The sequence below is a fragment of the Pseudomonas sp. FDAARGOS_380 genome (assembly GCF_002591235.1).
GTDB lineage: Bacteria > Pseudomonadota > Gammaproteobacteria > Pseudomonadales > Pseudomonadaceae > Aquipseudomonas > Aquipseudomonas salmasensis.
This window is the reverse complement of sequence record NZ_CP023969.1, coordinates 3,729,805-3,745,754: the sequence shown is the minus strand read 5'-3', so window position 1 is coordinate 3,745,754 and position 15,950 is coordinate 3,729,805. Positions and strand designations below refer to the sequence as shown.

Here is a 15,950-nt window from a genome sequence, read left to right as displayed (position 1 = left end):
CATACGCATGCCCGCAACTACTGCCGCCAGCCCTTGGTACAAGCACCTCTGGCCCTGGATCATCATCGCGATTCTGGCCTGCTCGGTGACCCTGACCTTGTCCATGGTGACCATCGCGGTGAATAACCCGGACAACCTGGTCAACGACAACTACTACGAGGCCGGCAAAGGCATCAACCGGTCCCTGGACCGCGAACGCTTGGCCCAGACCCTGCAACTGCGCGGCAAGCTGCACCTGGACGAACTGACCGGCGAGGTCGAGCTGCAACTTACCGGCTACAGCAATCCAAATACCCTGGAGCTGAACCTGATCTCCCCGACCCAGCCAGAGAAGGATCGCAAGATCAACCTCACCCGCAGCGACAGCGAGCCCGGCCGCTACATCGGCCAGGTCACCGACAAGGTCGAAGGTCGCCGTTTCGTGGAACTGCTTGGCGTGGAGGGCGGCAACACCTGGCGCCTGTTCGAAGAAGAAGAGGTCAGCCACGACAAGGACTTGCTGCTGGGTGACGAACCGTTGCAGGGCGCTGAAGACCTGAAGAAGTAGACGATGATCGTTCCCACGCTCTGCGTGGTAACGCCTTGCTGGACGCTCTGCGTCTGCTTTGTGACGCAGAGCGTCACGGGCAACATTCCCACGCAAAGCGTGGGAACGATCTACGGAACTGAGCAATGACCCAACCCACCCCCTGCTACCACTGCGCCCTACCCGTCCCCTCCGGCAGCCGGTTCACCGCCCAGATCCTCGGCGAACGCCGCGAACTCTGCTGCCCGGGCTGCCAGGCCGTGGCCGAGGCAATAGTGGCCGGCGGGCTGGAAAGCTATTACCAACACCGCAGCGAAGCCTCGGCCAACCCCGAGGCGCTGCCCGTGCAGTTGGTGGACGAACTGGCGCTGTACGACCGCGCCGATGTGCAAAAACCCTTTGTGCGCCATCAAGGCGACCTGGCCGAAACCACCCTGCTGATGGAAGGCATCAGTTGCGCCGCCTGCGGCTGGTTGATCGAGAAACACCTGCGCAGCCTGCCCGCCGTAGCCGAGGCGCGGCTGAACCTCTCTAACCATCGCCTGCACGTGCGCTGGGCCGATGGGCAATTGCCGTTGAGCCAACTGCTCAGCGAGCTGCGCCATATCGGTTACGCCGCCCACCCTTACCAGGCCGACCGCGCCGCCGAACAATTGGCCAGCGAGAATCGCCTGGCCCTGCGACAGCTGGGGGTCGCTGGTTTGCTGTGGTTCCAGGCCATGATGGCAACCATGGCCACTTGGCCAGAATTCAATATCGACCTGAGCCCGGAGCTGCACATCATCCTGCGCTGGGTGGCGATGTTTCTGACCACGCCCATCGTGTTCTACAGCTGCGCGCCCTTCTTCAAAGGTGCCCTGCGTGACCTGCGCACGCGCCACCTGACCATGGACGTCTCGGTGTCCCTGGCGATTGGCGGCGCGTACCTGGCCGGCATCTGGACCGCGATCACGGGCGTAGGCGAGTTGTATTTCGATGCCGTGGGCATGTTTGCCCTGTTCCTGCTGGCCGGCCGCTACCTTGAGCGCCGCGCCCGGGAGCGCACCGCCGCAGCCACCGCCCAACTGGTCAACCTGTTGCCCGCCTCCTGCCTACGACTCAAAGACGATGGCCAGAGCGAGCGCATCCTGCTTAGCGAATTGGCGCTGGGTGATCGGGTGCTGGTGCATCCCGGTGCGGTGCTGCCGGCGGATGGGGTGATTCTCGACGGCCAATCCAGCATCGATGAATCCCTGCTGACCGGCGAGTACCTGCCGCAACCTCGGCGCACGGGCGACAACGTCACGGCCGGCACGCTGAATGTCGAGGGCGCGCTGACCGTCCAAGTGCGCGCATTGGGCCATGACACGCGCTTGTCTGCCATCGTGCGCCTACTGGAGCGCGCCCAGGCCGAGAAGCCGCGCCTGGCACAGATTGCCGACCGCGCTGCGCAGTGGTTCTTGTTGTGCTCGCTGATCGCCGCCGCGCTGATCGGCCTGCTGTGGTGGGAGCTGGACCCGTCGCGGGCGTTCTGGATTGTACTGGCGATGCTGGTGGCGACCTGCCCATGCGCGCTATCCCTGGCCACGCCCACCGCGCTCACCGCCGCCACTGGCACCTTGCACAGCCTCGGCTTACTGCTGACCCGCGGCCATGTGCTTGAGGGCCTGAACCAGATTGATACGGTGATTTTCGACAAGACCGGCACCCTCACCGAAGGGCGCCTGGCGTTGCGCACCATTCGGCCCTTGAGTGCGCTGGACAGCGACCAATGCCTGGGCCTTGCCGCCGCCCTGGAGAACCGTTCCGAACACCCGATTGCCCGTGCCTTCGGCCGTGCGCCGCTGGCCGCCGATGAAGTGCTGAGCACCCCAGGCCTGGGCCTGGAAGGTCGTGTGGGCGAACTTGTGTTGCGCATCGGCCAGCCGGGTTTTGTCTGTGAACTCAGTGGCTGCGCGATTCCCGCCTCACCGGATGAAGCCGGGCAATGGCTGCTGCTGGGCGACCGCAGCGGGGCGCTGGCCTGGTTCGTACTGGATGACCGCCTGCGCAGCGATGCACCCGCATTGCTCGCCGCCTGCAAGGCGCGGGGCTGGCGCACGCTGCTGCTCTCCGGCGACAGTTCGCCGATGGTGGCCAGTGTCGCCTCTGAGCTGGGTATCGACGAAGCCCACGGCAGCCTGCGCCCTGACGATAAGCTGCAGGTGCTGCAAACCCTGCACAAGGAAGGTCGCAAAGTGCTGATGCTGGGCGATGGGGTCAATGATGTGCCAGTGCTGGCCGCCGCCGATATCAGCGTGGCGATGGGCTCGGCCACGGACCTGGCGAAAACCAGCGCCGATGCGGTGCTGTTGTCCAACCGCCTGGATGCGCTGGTGCAGGCCTTCAGCCTGGCGCGGCGTACTCGCCGAGTGATCATCGAGAACCTGTTGTGGGCCGGGTTGTACAATGGGCTTATGCTGCCGTTTGCCGCCCTGGGTTGGATCACTCCGATCTGGGCGGCGATCGGCATGTCCCTCAGTTCGTTGACCGTGGTGCTCAACGCGTTGCGCCTCACTCGCCTGCCGAGCGCGCAAGCCCCGGGCACCGCCCCCGTAACCCGCCCGCTGCCGGCCTGAGCCGCGCGGGCATGGAGTACAGATGCCAGCTCTCTATGTGATGATTCCGGCGGCACTGCTGTTAGTGGGCGTGGCCATCTACATCTTCTTCTGGGCCGTAGACAGCGGCCAGTACGAAGACCTCGATGGCCCGGCCCACAGCGTGTTGTTCGACGACCAGGACCCGAACCACCTGGCCGCCATCGACGAAGCCAACAGCCCCGAGCAACCGCCCAAAGAGCCCCCCCATGCTTGAGCTGGCGCCCTTGCTGGCCTCGGCGCTGATCCTCGGCCTGCTCGGCGGCGGTCATTGCCTGGGCATGTGCGGCGGACTGATGGGCGCGCTGACCCTGGCGATCCCCAAGGAACAACGCAGCCGCCGCTTTCGCCTGCTGCTGGCGTACAACCTGGGGCGCATCCTCAGCTATGCCACCGCCGGTCTATTGATCGGCCTGGCCGGCTGGGCGGTGGCCAACAGCGCGGCGGCGATGTTTATGCGGGTGCTGGCCGGGCTGCTGCTGATCTGCATGGGCCTGTACCTGGCCGGCTGGTGGAGCGGCCTCACCCGTATCGAGAGCCTGGGGCGTGGCCTGTGGCGGCATCTGCAGCCGGTGGCCAACCGCTTGCTGCCGGTGTCCAGCCTGCCGCGAGCCTTGCTGCTGGGCGCGCTGTGGGGCTGGTTGCCGTGCGGGCTCGTCTACAGCACCCTGCTCTGGGCGGCGAGCCAGGGCAATGCGCTGGACAGCGCCCTGCTGATGCTGGCGTTCGGGCTGGGCACCTGGCCGGTTTTGCTGGCCACCGGGCTGGCCGCCGAACGGGTAACGGCGTTGTTGCGCAAACGCAGCGTGCGGGTGGCCGGTGGCGTGCTTGTGATGATTTTCGGCCTCTGGACCTTGCCCGGCCCCCATCAGCACTGGCTAATGGGGCATTAGCAGGGCCTGTGGCATAGCGCCGCTCCCCGTTGATGCAAATCAAGATGCCTGCACCGCCCTGCCCCTAGACTCGGCCCACTAGCCAATCCGGGGGACCGCCCGCATGCTCGACGCCATTCGTTGGGACACAGATCTGATTCACCGCTACGACTTGGCGGGGCCGCGCTACACGTCCTACCCCACCGCCGTACAATTTGACAGCCAGGTCGGCACCTTTGACCTGCTCCACGCCCTGCGTGACAGCCGCAAGGCCGTGCGGCCACTGTCGCTGTATGTGCATGTGCCGTTCTGCGCCAACATTTGCTACTACTGCGCCTGCAACAAGGTGATCACCAAGGACCGTGGCCGTGCCCAGGCCTACCTGCAGCGCCTGGAGCAGGAAATCCAATTGGTGGCCTGCCACCTCGACCCGCAGCAGCCCGTGGAACAGTTGCACTTCGGCGGCGGTACGCCAACCTTTCTCAGCCACGATGAACTGCGCCAGGTAATGAAATGCCTGCGCCAGCATTTCAATTTGCTGGAGGACGATTCGGGCGACTACGGCATCGAAATCGACCCGCGCGAAGCCGACTGGGCCACCATGGGCCTGCTGCGCGAACTGGGCTTCAACCGCGTGAGCATTGGGCTGCAAGACCTCGACCCCGAGGTGCAACGGGCGGTCAATCGCCTGCAAAGCCTGGAAGAAACCCGCGCCGTGATCGATGCAGCGCGCACCTTGCAATTTCGCTCGATCAATATCGACCTGATCTACGGCCTGCCCAAGCAGTCGCCGTTGAACTTTGCGCGCACCGTGGAGGAAGTCATCCGCTTGCAGCCTGACCGCCTGTCGGTGTTCAACTACGCGCACCTGCCGGAACGCTTCATGCCCCAGCGGCGGATCAACACCGACGACCTGCCCTCGCCGGCAGAAAAACTGCTGATGCTGCAAACCACCATCGAACAACTGACCCAGGCCGGTTACCGCTACATCGGCATGGACCACTTTGCCCTGCCCGACGACGAATTGGCGGTGGCCCAGGAAGAAGGCAAGCTGCAGCGCAACTTCCAGGGTTACACCACCCACGGGCACTGCGACCTGATTGGGCTGGGGGTGTCGGCGATCAGCCAGATCGGCGACCTGTATTGCCAGAACAGCAGTGACCTGAACCAGTACCAGAACGCCTTGGCAGGCGCGCAGTTGGCGACCAGTCGCGGTCTGGTCTGCACCACGGATGATCGGTTGCGCCGGGAGGTGATCCAGCAGTTGATCTGCAATTTCAGCCTGGCATTCGAGGGGATCGAACAGGCGTACAACATCGATTTTCGCGGCTACTTTGCCGAGTTATGGCCGCAGCTGGAAACGATGGCCGCCGACGGCCTGATCGAGTTGGACGCCCAGGGCATTCGTGTGCTGCCGGCTGGGCGCTTGCTGGTGCGTTCAGTGTGCATGGTGTTCGATGTCTACCTGGAGCACCAGAACAGGCAGCGGTTTTCACGGGTTATCTAAAAGCGTTTACTTCATGGCCAGGCTGGCGGCCTTGACTGCATCACCCGCACTCATGTCTTTCATCGCCTTGGTCAGGGAGGCCTGGGCGCTGGTCAAGCTGGCTTGCAGTGCGCTCAACGCTGACTGCAGCCCGGAGAGTCGGGCACGGGCTTGTTCAGGACTGAGATTTCTGTCAGCCATTACCGCAGCCATCTCGGCCTGTTTCTCGGCGATCTGTTTTTTGATCTCACGGATCATCTTCAGCAGGTTCTTGACGTTGTCCGCCAAGCCACTGTCGTCGATATCACTGTTTGAGGTTTTCTCAGCCGCCGCCGCTTTCATCGCAGCACCGGAAATGGTCACTGACACCGCAGGCTTGGCTTCATCCGTCGACGCAACCGCAGCAGCATCGGTCGCGGCAGCCTTCTTGGTTTCGGGCAGTGCCTGGATCTGGGTGCGTGAAGCCAGTTGTGTACTGAGGGATAACATGGTCTGAGCCACCGTGTTGGTATTCGATGGCAGTGCTATCGGCCGTTTCGGGCAAATCTTTACTTCGCGACAGGTTTTTGTACAGGCTGGCCTCCGTGGCCCCCAGTGCGTTACCCTTACGTCTTATGTGTGTTTTCCCACAAGGATTTAAGAAATGTCCGAGCCAGTCAAACTGCGCGCTCACAGCCAGGCCCATTGCAAGGATTGCAGCCTGGCCCCCCTCTGCCTGCCACTTTCGTTGAATCTGGAAGACATGGATGCGCTGGACGACATCGTCAAACGCGGCCGCCCGCTGAAAAAAGGCGAGTTTCTGTTTCGCCAGGGCGACAAGTTTGATTCCGTCTATGCAGTACGTTCGGGCGCACTGAAAACCTTCAGCCTCAGCGACGGCGGCGAAGAGCAAATCACCGGTTTCCACCTGCCCAGCGAGCTGGTTGGACTGTCGGGGATGGACACCGAGATTCACCCGGTGTCGGCCCAGGCCCTGGAAACCACGTCGGTGTGCGAAATTCCTTTCGAGCGTCTGGATGAGTTGGCCCTGCAACTGCCGCAATTGCGCCGCCAGTTGATGCGCGTGATGAGCCGCGAGATTCGTGACGACCAGCAAATGATGCTGCTGCTGTCGAAGAAAACCGCCGATGAGCGCATCGCCACGTTCCTGGTCAACCTGTCGGCGCGCTTCCGTGCCCGTGGGTTCTCGGCCAACCAGTTCCGCCTGAGCATGTCGCGCAATGAGATCGGCAATTACCTGGGCCTGGCAGTGGAGACCGTGTCCCGCGTGTTTACCCGCTTCCAGCAGAACCAGTTGATTGCTGCAGAAGGTAAAGAGGTGCATATCCTCGACCCGATCCAGCTGTGTGCATTGGCTGGCGGTTCCCTGGAGGTCTGATCCAGACTGCGGCCGCGCCAATCGGCGAGGCCGCAGGTATACTTCGAGTCCGTTTTCCGCTCTGGACTCCTCGACGATGACCTTTGATTCGTTCGACATCAAATCCCTGATTCGCCCCGTCATCGACTTCCCCAAGCCTGGGGTGATCTTCCGTGACATCACGCCGCTGTTCCAATCGCCCCGCGCCCTGCGCCTGGTGGCCGACAGCTTTGCCCAACGCTATGTCGAAGCCGACTTCACCCATATTGGTGCGATGGATGCCCGTGGCTTCCTGATCGGCTCGATCATCGCCTACCAGCTCAACAAGCCGCTGATCCTGTTTCGCAAGCAAGGCAAGCTGCCGGCGGACGTGCTGGCCGAGGGTTACCAGACCGAGTACGGCGAAGCCTTCCTGGAAGTGCACGCCGACAGCCTGTGCGAAGGCGACTCCGTGCTGATGTTCGATGACCTGATCGCCACCGGCGGCACCCTGATTGCGGCGGCGAACCTGGTGCGGCGCATGGGGGCAAAGATCTTTGAAGCGGCGGCGATTATCGATTTGCCGGAGCTGGGTGGCTCGCAGCGGTTGGCAGACATGGGGATTCCGACGTTTTGCCTGACGCAGTTTGGGCTGACTGAAAGATAAAGATCGTCAATACTGCCGCCATCGCGGGCAAGCCCGCTCCCACATTTGAAATGCATGCCAAATGTGGGAGCGGGCTTGCTCGCGAAGGCGTTCGAGAGAACACCCTAAAAGTCAAAGCCCCATCTGCTTACTGATGATCTCATTCATCACTTCACGCGTCCCGCCACCAATCGACAGAATCCGGTTATCACGATACAGCCGCTCCACCAGGCTGCCACGCATATACCCCTGCCCACCCAGGATCTGCACCGCGTCATACGTCACCCGATCAGCGGTATCGGTGGCGAGGTTCTTGGCCATGGAAATCTCTTTAATCACGCTCTTGCCGGCGGCCATCTTCGCGGCCTGGCGATAGGTGAACTCGCGGGAAACTTCCACGGCGGTAGCCATTTCCGCCAGGCGATGCTTGAGCACCTGGAATTTGCCGATAGGTTTGCCGAATGCTTCACGCTGGGCGGCCCACTGAAGGCTTTCCTCCAGGGCCAGCTGTGCAGTCATATTGGCCATCAGCGCCAAAGCCAGGCGCTCGCTCTGGAAGTTGCCCATGATGCAGGCAAAGCCCATGTTCTCGACGCCGATAAGATTGCCCACGGGCACGCGGCAATCGTCGAAGAACAACTCGGCGGTGTCCGACGCCCACCAGCCCATCTTCTTCAGTGGCTGGCCGACGGTGAAACCCGGGGTGTCTTTTTCGATCAGCAGCAGGCTGATACCGCCAAAGCCCGGCCCGCCCGTGCGCACGGCCACGGTGTAGAAGTCAGCCCGAATGCCGCTGGTGATAAAAGTCTTGGCGCCGCTCACGCGGTAATGCTCGCCCTCACGTACGGCACGGGTTTGCAGGTTGGCTACATCTGAGCCGCCGCTGGGCTCGGTGACCGCCAGGGCGATGATCTTCTCGCCAGCCAGCACCAGGGGCGCTATGCGCTCACGCACGTCGGGCCGGGCCCATTTGACGATGGGCGGCAGGCCGATATCCAGGGAGCCGAGCCCTGCCACTACGCCACCAGAGCCGCAGCGCATCAGTTCTTCGCTGGCGGCGACCTTAGCGAACAGATCGCCTTCGTGGCTGCCACCCAGGGTTTCGGGGTAGCCAATGCCTAGAATCCCCGCCGCACCGGCCTTGAGGTAGAGCTCGCGAGGAAAGCTTTCTGCCTCCTCCCATTGCTCGATGCTGGGCAACATCTCACGCTCGACGAAGCGGCGCACGCTGTCGCGGACCAATTGGTGGCTGGGATCGAAGTATTCCTGATAGGCAGACATCGGCAAGCTCCATGGCGGGATGGAGCGAACTTACCAAGCGCTTGCTTGGTTATCAAGTCATGCGTCTGCGCTAACCCTGTAGGAGCGAGCTTGCTCGCGAAAAACGTCAACGATAACGCGTGCTTCCTGAGTAAACGCGGCGCCTATTGGTTTTTCGCGAGCAAGCTCGCTCCTACAGGGTTAGGAAGTCCCAGATTGCAGTGGGTTTTAGAGGGCGATGGGTTTGCGGCCTGCGAACGAGTGCGCCAAGGTACCGCCATCCACCAGCTCCAACTCCCCTCCCAACGGCACGCCATGGGCAATCCGCGAAGTGATCAAGCCTTTGTTGGTCAGCAGTTGGGCAATGTAGTGCGCCGTGGCTTCACCTTCCACCGTCGGGTTGGTTGCCAGGATCACTTCAGTAAAGGTGCCCTGCTCTTGGATCCGCGCCACCAGTTGTGGAATACCGATAGCTTCCGGCCCCAGGCCATCGAGCGGCGACAGGTGGCCCTTGAGCACAAAGTAACGCCCGCGGTAACCGGTCTGCTCAACGGCGTATACATCCATCGGCCCTTCCACCACGCACAGTAACGTGTCGTCGCGACGCGGGTCGGCGCATTGTGGGCAGAGTTCTTCTTCGGTAAGGGTGCGGCACTGGCGGCAGTGGCCCACGCCTTCCATGGCCTGGCTCAGAGCCTGGGCCAGGCGAGTGCCGCCGCTGCGATCACGCTCCAGCAGTTGCAGCGCCATGCGCTGGGCAGTTTTCTGGCCAACACCGGGCAAAGTGCGCAAGGCGTCGATCAGTTGGCGAATCAGGGGGCTGAAGCTCATGAGCGAAGGGTCCGACAAAACAACGAGACGCGGTTTATACCCGCGCCCCGGATTAGCGTCAAATACTCAATCCTGCGCGACGCGCACCACCAACTTGCCGAAGTTGCGCCCTTCGAGCAGGCCGATAAAGGCTTCGGGCGCCTGCTCCAGGCCATCGACCACGTCCTCGCGGAACTTGATCTTGCCCTCGCGCACCCAAGGCGCCATGGCGCTGAGGAACTCCGGCTGGCGGTCGCCATAGTCGTCGAACACGATAAAGCCCTGGATGCGCACCCGCTTGGTCAGCAAAGTGCGTTGCAGCGCCGGCAAACGGTCAGGGCCGCTGGGTGCTTCATGGGCGTTATAGCCGGCGATCAACCCGCACAGCGGCACGCGCGCCTTGGGGTTGAGCAAAGGCAGCACGGCATCGAAGACTTTACCGCCGACGTTTTCAAAGTAGATGTCCACGCCCTTGAAACAGGCCAGGGCCAGCTCATGGGCGAAATCTTCGCTCTTGTGGTCGATACAGGCGTCAAAGCCCAACTCATCCACCACATAGCGGCACTTGTCGGCGCCACCGGCAATGCCCACCACGCGCAAGCCCTTGAGCTTGGCCACCTGGCCCACCACCGACCCCACCGCGCCAGACGCAGCCGCCACCACCAGGGTTTCCCCGGCCTTGGGCTGGCCGATATCCATCAGGCCCATATAGGCGGTCATGCCCGGCATACCCAGTACGCCCAAGGCCATCGACGGGCTCGGCAGGCCCTTGGGCAGCGGGATCAGGTTATGGCCTTCGCAAATGCAGTGGCTTTGCCAGCCGGTGGCGCCGACCACCAGGTCGCCCACTTCGAATTTCGGGTTGCGCGATTGCTCGACACGGCTGACAGCCCCACCGGTCATCACTTCACCGATTTCCACGGGTGCTGCGTAGGACGGCGCGTCACTCATGCGTCCACGCATGTAGGGGTCCAGAGACAGGTAGAGGGTCTTGAGCAGCACCTGGCCGTCTGCCAGGTCCGGCAGGCTTACACGTTCCAGGCGAAAGTTTTCCGGCGTGGGTGCGCCCTGAGGGCGTGAGACCAGAACGATGCGTTGGTTGAGCGTCATTTCTTGAGGCATCAGCGGGGCTCCTTTATCGGTGAATGGTTTCAACGGTATAGGGTGCAGACCATCGGTGAAGGCTTGGGGTTCGATGTTTCGACCGCGCAAAAAAAATGCCAGGCGCGATGCCTGGCATTTGAGTCTAGCTAAAAGCGTGTGTCAGAACGGCAGTTTCATGCCCGGTGGCAGTTGCATGCCCGCGGTCACGCCGGACATTTTGTCCTGGCTGTTGGCTTCGATCTTGCGCACAGCGTCGTTGACGGCTGCGGCGAACAGCGCTTCGAGCATTTCCAGGTCATCTTCACCCACGCCCGGCAATACGCTTGGGTCGATGCTGACACGCTTGATGTCGTGACGACCGGTCATCACCACGCTGACCATATCGCCACCGGCTTTACCGGTGACTTCGGCGTTGGCCAGTTCTTCCTGCATCTTGGCCATTTTTTCCTGCATCTGCTGCGCCTGCTTCATCAGGCCGGCCATGCCACCTTTCATCATGGGAATCACCTCAAAAGTACGTGGATCAATGAGTAGCCCGGAGTCATGACGCTTGGGACACCGGGGCTTCGACAGGTTCAATAGTATCGTGGCGGACGACCGCACCGAACTGTTGCATCATTTGTTGGATAAGCGGATCTGCGTGGATCGAATCCTCAGCCTCGCGCTGGCGGTTAAGGCGCCGACGGGTCGCGGCCTGGGCCGGGGTTTCCTGCTCGGGCTTGATCAGTTCGATGGCGATGGTCAGCGTGCGCCCATGGTACTGGTTGAGCGCATCGTTGAGCCGGCGCTGCTGGGTGGCGTTGAACAAGGCGCTATGGGCCGGGTCCAGGTGCAGCAGCCAGTGGTCGCCTTCGATGGAAATCAGGGTGCAGTTGGCAGCGATACTGCCGGTCATGCCGGAGATCGGCAATTTCGGAAACAATTCCAGCCATTGCAGGGCCAGGCCGGTAGCCGGGGCCGCGGCAGGTTCTGCCTCGGGCTCGGGCGCAGGTTCGGCGGTGTGCTCGCTGGCCAAGTCGTCCAGGTAGCTGTAAGCCGAATCCATGTCTGGCTCGATGTAGTCTTCGTCCAGCGGCGGTTCGTCGTCCAGGTCAATGCCTGGGGTAGCCGCATCAACCTGGGCGACCGTCGGCTCAGGAACCGGGGCCGATACCCACTCAGGGGCATCCGGCACCACGCTGTCCGGAGTCGGCGCAGGCATCGGCGTCAGCTCGGGCTGCTCGCCGGTGGTTTCCAGCACGGGTTCTACAGCGGGCTGTTGCTCGGGCTCTACTTGTGCTTCGACCGGGTCATTCCAGGGCAGGTCGACCACTGGCGCGGGCTCGATGACCGGCTCGGGCTCGACCACCGGTGCGACGGCAACCGGCGCAGGTTCGGGCTCAGGTGCCGGCGCAACCGGCTCAGGCGCAGCAACTACTGGCGCAACAACGGCCGCGCCAGCCACTGGTTTGGCGGAATCAACTGTGGCCTGGCTGATCCCCACTGGCTTTAGCGGCTGTCTCGGCGCGTCTGCCGAATCTGCTGGCCGGAACGCCAGCATGCGCAGCAGCACCATTTCAAAGCCACCCCGCGGGTCGGGTGCCAGGGGCAGGTCGCGGCGGCCGATCAGGCCCATCTGGTAGTAGAACTGCACGTCTTCGGCCGGCAAGGCCTGGGCCAGGGCCAATACGCGATCGCGGTCGCCGTGGCCGTTGTCCACGCCTTCCGGCAGGGCCTGGGCGATGGCGACGCGGTGCAGTACGTTGAGAATTTCGGAGAGCACACCGTTCCAGTCCGGGCCTTGCTCCGACAGGTGGCGCACGGCCTCGAGCAACGCCTTGGCGTCACCCTCGATCAGCGCGTGCAGCACGTCGAACACCTGGCCGTGGTCCAGGGTACCGAGCATGGCGCGCACGTCGGCGGCCATGACCTTGCCTTCACCGAAGGCGATGGCCTGGTCGGTGAGGCTCATGGCATCGCGCATCGAACCATCGGCGGCGCGGCCCAGCAACCACAGTGCGTCGTCTTCGAACGGTACGTTCTCGACGCCCAGCACATGGGTCAAATGCTCGACCACACGCTCGGGGGTCATGTTTTTCAGGGAGAACTGCAGGCACCGCGACAAAATCGTTGCCGGAAGTTTCTGCGGGTCGGTGGTAGCCAGGATGAACTTGACGTAGGGCGGTGGCTCTTCCAGGGTTTTCAACAAGGCGTTGAAGGAGTGGCTGGACAGCATGTGCACTTCGTCGATCAGGTAGACCTTGAAGCGGCCACGGCTCGGCGCGTACTGCACGTTGTCCAGCAGTTCGCGGGTATCTTCGACCTTGGTGCGGCTTGCGGCGTCGATCTCGATCAGGTCGACGAAACGCCCTTCGTCGATCTCACGGCACACCGAACAGGTGCCACAAGGCGTCGAGGTGATACCGGTTTCACAATTCAGGCACTTGGCGATGATGCGCGCAATCGTGGTCTTGCCCACCCCGCGTGTACCGGTGAACAGGTAGGCGTGGTGCAGCCGTTGGCTGTCCAAGGCATTGATCAGAGCCTTGAGCACATGGGTCTGGCCGACCATTTCGCGGAACGAGCGCGGGCGCCATTTACGTGCAAGAACCTGATAACTCATCGAAAACCGTCGCAACTGGGAAGCGGAAGCCGGTAATGCTAGCGGAGCAAGGGGGAAATTGCATCCGGCACGCTCGTCTAATCTGACGAAGCCTGTTCAATTGGCCTCCCAGAGGGCACCTGCGGGCGTTTTGCTGGCACCTTGGAGCGCCAACGCCCTTCCAGACTGATAGCGGCGACGCTGGCCAGCACGATCACCGCGCCCAGCATCACCTGCAGGGCAACGTGTTCGCCGAGCAGCGTGGCGGCCATCAGCATCGCGACCGGTGGAATCAGGTACATCGCCACCGACGCGCGACTGACCTCGACGTGCTTCAACACGTAACCCCAGGCCAGATAGGCCAAGGCGCTGGGGAAAATGCCCAGCACCAGCACGGCGAGATTCTCCGCCATCGGCGCCTGCACGATGGCGGCGGGCAGGCCCGGCAGGTGCACGCACAGCATCAGGGTGCCGGACCACACCATGTAGCACGCCATCGTCAACGGGCTGTAGCGCTGGGCATGATGCCGCTGGATGGCGAAGTACACACTCCATGAGCAGGCCGCCAGCAAGATCAGCAAACCTCGCGGGTTGAGATCGCCCATGCCCTGGTCGCCCCAGATCACCACCAGTACGCCGGCCAACCCCAGCAGCACGCAGCCCCAACGCCAGGCGCTGACCCGCTCCTTCAAGCAGAAAAACGCGATCAACACACTGAACAGCGGCGCCGACTGCGCCAACACACTCGACGCTGCCGCCGTCACCCATTGCTGGCCATAATTGAGACTGGTGTGGTGCAGGAACACCCCGAAAAAGCCCAGCACCAACAGCCACGGCACGTCGCGCAACAGTGGCCGTCCAATGCCCACCACCCAGGCTACGCCGCCCATGAATACCGACGCGATCAAAAACCGCAGCAGCGCCAATTGGCCGGGGCTGTAACTGTGCAACCCCATGTGCACGCCGATGGGCGAATACGCCCAACAGAGGATGACGCTGGCAATGACTAGCGTAAGCTTTAGAGGTGACGGAGTATTCATCGACAGCATCCACGCAAAAGGAATGCTGCCAGTCTTGGCCCAGGCCAGGCATAGGACAATTAAGCGTTTCTGACTTCTGAAATCATTGGAACTGAGCAATGGAACTGGCCCAACTGAAAATGGTGCGAGCCGTGGCGCAAACCGGCAGCGTGGCCCAGGCTGCGCTGCAATTGCACTGCGTGCCGTCCAACATCACCACGCGCATCAAGCAGCTGGAAAGCGAGTTGGGCACGCCGTTGTTTATCCGTGCTGGCCGTGGGCTGGCGATCAGCGCCGCGGGAGAGATCTTCCTGGATTACTGCGAACGTATCCTGGCCTTGGTGGATGAATCCAAACGTGCGGTGGATGCCAACGCCATTCCCCGTGGCACCTTGCGCATCGGTGCGGTGGAATCCAGTGCCAGCGGGCGCCTGCCGCCATTACTGGCGGAATACCACCGGCGTTATCCCGATGTCAGCCTGGAACTGGTCACCGGTGCCTGGGCGCAACTGCTGGACGATTTGCAGCACCACCGCCTGGATGTGGCGCTGGTGGCCGCCGGCGGCAAACGCACAAAGCTGGAACAGAGCGTGGTCTACAGCGAACGCCTGGTGCTCATCGCCAGCGCGTGCAGTGCCCCCATCAACAGCGCCGAGGACTTGGCCGGCCGTACATTGCTGGTATGGCCGCCGGGCTGCCCTTATCGCGCCGCCCTGGAAAACTGGCTCAAGCCCCACGACGTCAAGCCTGCGATCGCCAGCTATGCCAGTTGGGGCACGATCATCGGATGCGTCAGTGCGGGGATTGGCGTGGCGTTGGCACCCGAGGGGATCCTGGCGCGCTATGAACAGGCCAATCAGCTGGCGTCGTATCGCTTTGAAGCGCTGGCGCCCGTGGATAACCTGCTGTTCTGGCACACGGACACCCAGCGGCACCTGGCGCGAGATGCGTTTGCCGGGCTACTGCGCGAGACCTTCGGCTGACTTGCCCTAATCGCCCTAATGTAGGAGCGAGCTTGCTCGCGAAAAACTCACAGTCGCCGCGTTTATTCAGAAAGCACGCGTTATCGTTGACGCTTTTCGCGAGCAAGCTCGCTCCTACAATTCAGGGCTTGGGCGCGGCCAACCGTGCGTACTGGCCCTGGCTGATCCAGCCCGTGAACGAACGGTCGTCAGCGTTGATAAATTCCACCTGCGCCCAGCCGTCTTTGAACGCCAGTACGCCCACCACGTCATGCTTGACGATGTAGGGCCGCTTTGCCGCTTTGGCGCCCGGCGTTTTCAGCAGGTAAGCCTTGTCGGCAGACACCGTCACCAAGCCGATCCATGGTTTGCTGGCGGTCTGGCTCAGCTCCAGGCCGGTGGCGATCTCCGGCATCAGCACGTTGATGCAGCCAGGGTGTTGGCGGCCATGCTCCACCGTCAGCGTCACCCCGTCGGTCGCCGCTGCCACACTGCCTGGGTAGGCAGCGTCCCGCCAGGTGGTGAGCGCCTCTGGCTTGCCTTGGAGGTAGAACGTGCAACCACGGGCCACACCCTCGCCCATCGACTCCTGGTAGAAACCTTCGACCTGATGCCCAGGCGTCACCGCCAGCATCAGCCCTTCATATTGACCTGAATGCAACGCCGCCGAGCCGGCCAACGCGGGCGCCACGGCGCACCACGACAACACTCCCATCGCCAGATAACGAATCAT

The 15,950-nt window shown here is 62.6% G+C and carries 16 protein-coding genes; 8 read left to right on the top strand and 8 right to left on the bottom strand.

Annotated features, from left to right (window positions below):
- Positions 1–7: 7 nt before the first annotated feature.
- The 5 genes from CRN80_RS17540 to hemN all read left to right on the top strand — a co-directional run bounded on the left by CRN80_RS17540 (position 8) and on the right by hemN (position 5,520).
- Positions 8–547 carry a FixH family protein gene (locus CRN80_RS17540; protein WP_014719446.1) on the top strand — a complete coding sequence of 180 codons (540 nt, stop codon included), beginning with the start codon at positions 8–10 and terminating at the stop codon, positions 545–547.
- Between the two features lie 125 nt (positions 548–672).
- Positions 673–3,123: a heavy metal translocating P-type ATPase gene (locus tag CRN80_RS17535; RefSeq protein ID WP_098950680.1), complete on the top strand. Its 2,451-nt coding sequence runs from the start codon at positions 673–675 to the stop codon at positions 3,121–3,123.
- 22 nt (positions 3,124–3,145) lie between these two features.
- The gene (gene ccoS / locus CRN80_RS17530; RefSeq protein WP_003193184.1) at positions 3,146–3,358 is read left to right on the top strand and encodes a cbb3-type cytochrome oxidase assembly protein CcoS; all 213 of its coding nucleotides are present in this window, start codon (positions 3,146–3,148) and stop codon (positions 3,356–3,358) included.
- Positions 3,351–4,034, top strand: a complete 684-nt coding sequence (locus tag CRN80_RS17525) for a sulfite exporter TauE/SafE family protein (protein WP_098950679.1) — start codon at positions 3,351–3,353, stop codon at positions 4,032–4,034. Before ccoS ends, CRN80_RS17525 begins: the two co-directional genes overlap by 8 nt.
- Before the next feature lie 103 nt (positions 4,035–4,137).
- Complete coding sequence (gene hemN / locus CRN80_RS17520; RefSeq protein ID WP_098950678.1) at positions 4,138–5,520, top strand: oxygen-independent coproporphyrinogen III oxidase; 1,383 nt, start codon at positions 4,138–4,140, stop codon at positions 5,518–5,520.
- Between the two features lie 6 nt (positions 5,521–5,526).
- On the opposite strand, the gene CRN80_RS17515 is transcribed toward hemN, so the two are convergent.
- Positions 5,527–5,988 carry a VCBS domain-containing protein gene (locus CRN80_RS17515; RefSeq protein WP_032895831.1) on the bottom strand — a complete coding sequence of 154 codons (462 nt, stop codon included), beginning with the start codon at positions 5,986–5,988 and terminating at the stop codon, positions 5,527–5,529.
- A 154-nt stretch (positions 5,989–6,142) separates the two neighbouring features.
- On the opposite strand from CRN80_RS17515, the gene fnr reads away from it, so the two are divergent.
- Together fnr and CRN80_RS17505 are read left to right on the top strand one after the other, a co-directional pair.
- Complete coding sequence (gene fnr / locus CRN80_RS17510; protein WP_005790290.1) at positions 6,143–6,877, top strand: fumarate/nitrate reduction transcriptional regulator Fnr; 735 nt, start codon at positions 6,143–6,145, stop codon at positions 6,875–6,877.
- Between the two features lie 76 nt (positions 6,878–6,953).
- Positions 6,954–7,502, top strand: a complete 549-nt coding sequence (locus CRN80_RS17505; RefSeq protein ID WP_003193191.1) for an adenine phosphoribosyltransferase — start codon at positions 6,954–6,956, stop codon at positions 7,500–7,502.
- Positions 7,503–7,613: 111 nt separating this feature from the next.
- Here the strand turns inward: CRN80_RS17505 and CRN80_RS17500 are convergent, their stop codons facing one another.
- The 6 genes from CRN80_RS17500 to CRN80_RS17475 all read right to left on the bottom strand — a co-directional run bounded on the left by CRN80_RS17500 (position 7,614) and on the right by CRN80_RS17475 (position 14,276).
- Complete coding sequence (locus CRN80_RS17500; protein ID WP_098950677.1) at positions 7,614–8,762, bottom strand: acyl-CoA dehydrogenase family protein; 1,149 nt, start codon at positions 8,760–8,762, stop codon at positions 7,614–7,616.
- A 207-nt stretch (positions 8,763–8,969) separates the two neighbouring features.
- Positions 8,970–9,572 carry a recombination mediator RecR gene (gene recR, locus CRN80_RS17495; protein WP_032895829.1) on the bottom strand — a complete coding sequence of 201 codons (603 nt, stop codon included), beginning with the start codon at positions 9,570–9,572 and terminating at the stop codon, positions 8,970–8,972.
- A 66-nt stretch (positions 9,573–9,638) separates the two neighbouring features.
- Entirely contained in the window at positions 9,639–10,673 is a 1,035-nt protein-coding gene (locus CRN80_RS17490; RefSeq protein WP_003193196.1) for an NADP-dependent oxidoreductase, read from the bottom strand.
- Positions 10,674–10,814: 141 nt separating this feature from the next.
- On the bottom strand, positions 10,815–11,153 hold the full coding sequence (locus CRN80_RS17485) for a YbaB/EbfC family nucleoid-associated protein (RefSeq protein WP_003193199.1): 339 nt from the start codon (positions 11,151–11,153) through the stop codon (positions 10,815–10,817).
- A 43-nt stretch (positions 11,154–11,196) separates the two neighbouring features.
- Positions 11,197–13,257, bottom strand: coding sequence for a DNA polymerase III subunit gamma/tau (gene dnaX / locus CRN80_RS17480; RefSeq protein ID WP_003193200.1), 2,061 nt, complete (start codon positions 13,255–13,257; stop codon positions 11,197–11,199).
- A gap of 77 nt (positions 13,258–13,334) precedes the next feature.
- Positions 13,335–14,276 carry a DMT family transporter gene (locus CRN80_RS17475; RefSeq protein WP_098950676.1) on the bottom strand — a complete coding sequence of 314 codons (942 nt, stop codon included), beginning with the start codon at positions 14,274–14,276 and terminating at the stop codon, positions 13,335–13,337.
- A gap of 98 nt (positions 14,277–14,374) precedes the next feature.
- Here CRN80_RS17475 and CRN80_RS17470 point away from each other — a divergent pair, with 98 nt between their 5' ends.
- Complete coding sequence (locus CRN80_RS17470; RefSeq protein ID WP_003193202.1) at positions 14,375–15,238, top strand: LysR family transcriptional regulator; 864 nt, start codon at positions 14,375–14,377, stop codon at positions 15,236–15,238.
- A gap of 121 nt (positions 15,239–15,359) precedes the next feature.
- On the opposite strand, the gene CRN80_RS17465 is transcribed toward CRN80_RS17470, so the two are convergent.
- Positions 15,360–15,950 (bottom strand): hypothetical protein, encoded by a 591-nt coding sequence (locus CRN80_RS17465; RefSeq protein ID WP_098950675.1) that lies wholly within the window; start codon positions 15,948–15,950, stop codon positions 15,360–15,362.

Bases quoted from the DNA above. Each gene is read 5' to 3' on its own strand.
- CRN80_RS17540 (WP_014719446.1), top strand. From the start codon at position 8: ATGCCCGCAACTACTGCCGCCAGCCCTTGGTACAAGCACCTCTGGCCC.
- CRN80_RS17535 (WP_098950680.1), top strand. From the start codon at position 673: ATGACCCAACCCACCCCCTGCTACCACTGCGCCCTACCCGTCCCCTCC.
- ccoS (WP_003193184.1), top strand. From the start codon at position 3,146: ATGCCAGCTCTCTATGTGATGATTCCGGCGGCACTGCTGTTAGTGGGC.
- CRN80_RS17525 (WP_098950679.1), top strand. From the start codon at position 3,351: ATGCTTGAGCTGGCGCCCTTGCTGGCCTCGGCGCTGATCCTCGGCCTG.
- hemN (WP_098950678.1), top strand. From the start codon at position 4,138: ATGCTCGACGCCATTCGTTGGGACACAGATCTGATTCACCGCTACGAC.
- CRN80_RS17515 (WP_032895831.1), bottom strand. From the start codon at position 5,988: ATGTTATCCCTCAGTACACAACTGGCTTCACGCACCCAGATCCAGGCA.
- fnr (WP_005790290.1), top strand. From the start codon at position 6,143: ATGTCCGAGCCAGTCAAACTGCGCGCTCACAGCCAGGCCCATTGCAAG.
- CRN80_RS17505 (WP_003193191.1), top strand. From the start codon at position 6,954: ATGACCTTTGATTCGTTCGACATCAAATCCCTGATTCGCCCCGTCATC.
- CRN80_RS17500 (WP_098950677.1), bottom strand. From the start codon at position 8,762: ATGTCTGCCTATCAGGAATACTTCGATCCCAGCCACCAATTGGTCCGC.
- recR (WP_032895829.1), bottom strand. From the start codon at position 9,572: ATGAGCTTCAGCCCCCTGATTCGCCAACTGATCGACGCCTTGCGCACT.
- CRN80_RS17490 (WP_003193196.1), bottom strand. From the start codon at position 10,673: ATGCCTCAAGAAATGACGCTCAACCAACGCATCGTTCTGGTCTCACGC.
- CRN80_RS17485 (WP_003193199.1), bottom strand. From the start codon at position 11,153: ATGATGAAAGGTGGCATGGCCGGCCTGATGAAGCAGGCGCAGCAGATG.
- dnaX (WP_003193200.1), bottom strand. From the start codon at position 13,257: ATGAGTTATCAGGTTCTTGCACGTAAATGGCGCCCGCGCTCGTTCCGC.
- CRN80_RS17475 (WP_098950676.1), bottom strand. From the start codon at position 14,276: ATGAATACTCCGTCACCTCTAAAGCTTACGCTAGTCATTGCCAGCGTC.
- CRN80_RS17470 (WP_003193202.1), top strand. From the start codon at position 14,375: ATGGAACTGGCCCAACTGAAAATGGTGCGAGCCGTGGCGCAAACCGGC.
- CRN80_RS17465 (WP_098950675.1), bottom strand. From the start codon at position 15,950: ATGATTCGTTATCTGGCGATGGGAGTGTTGTCGTGGTGCGCCGTGGCG.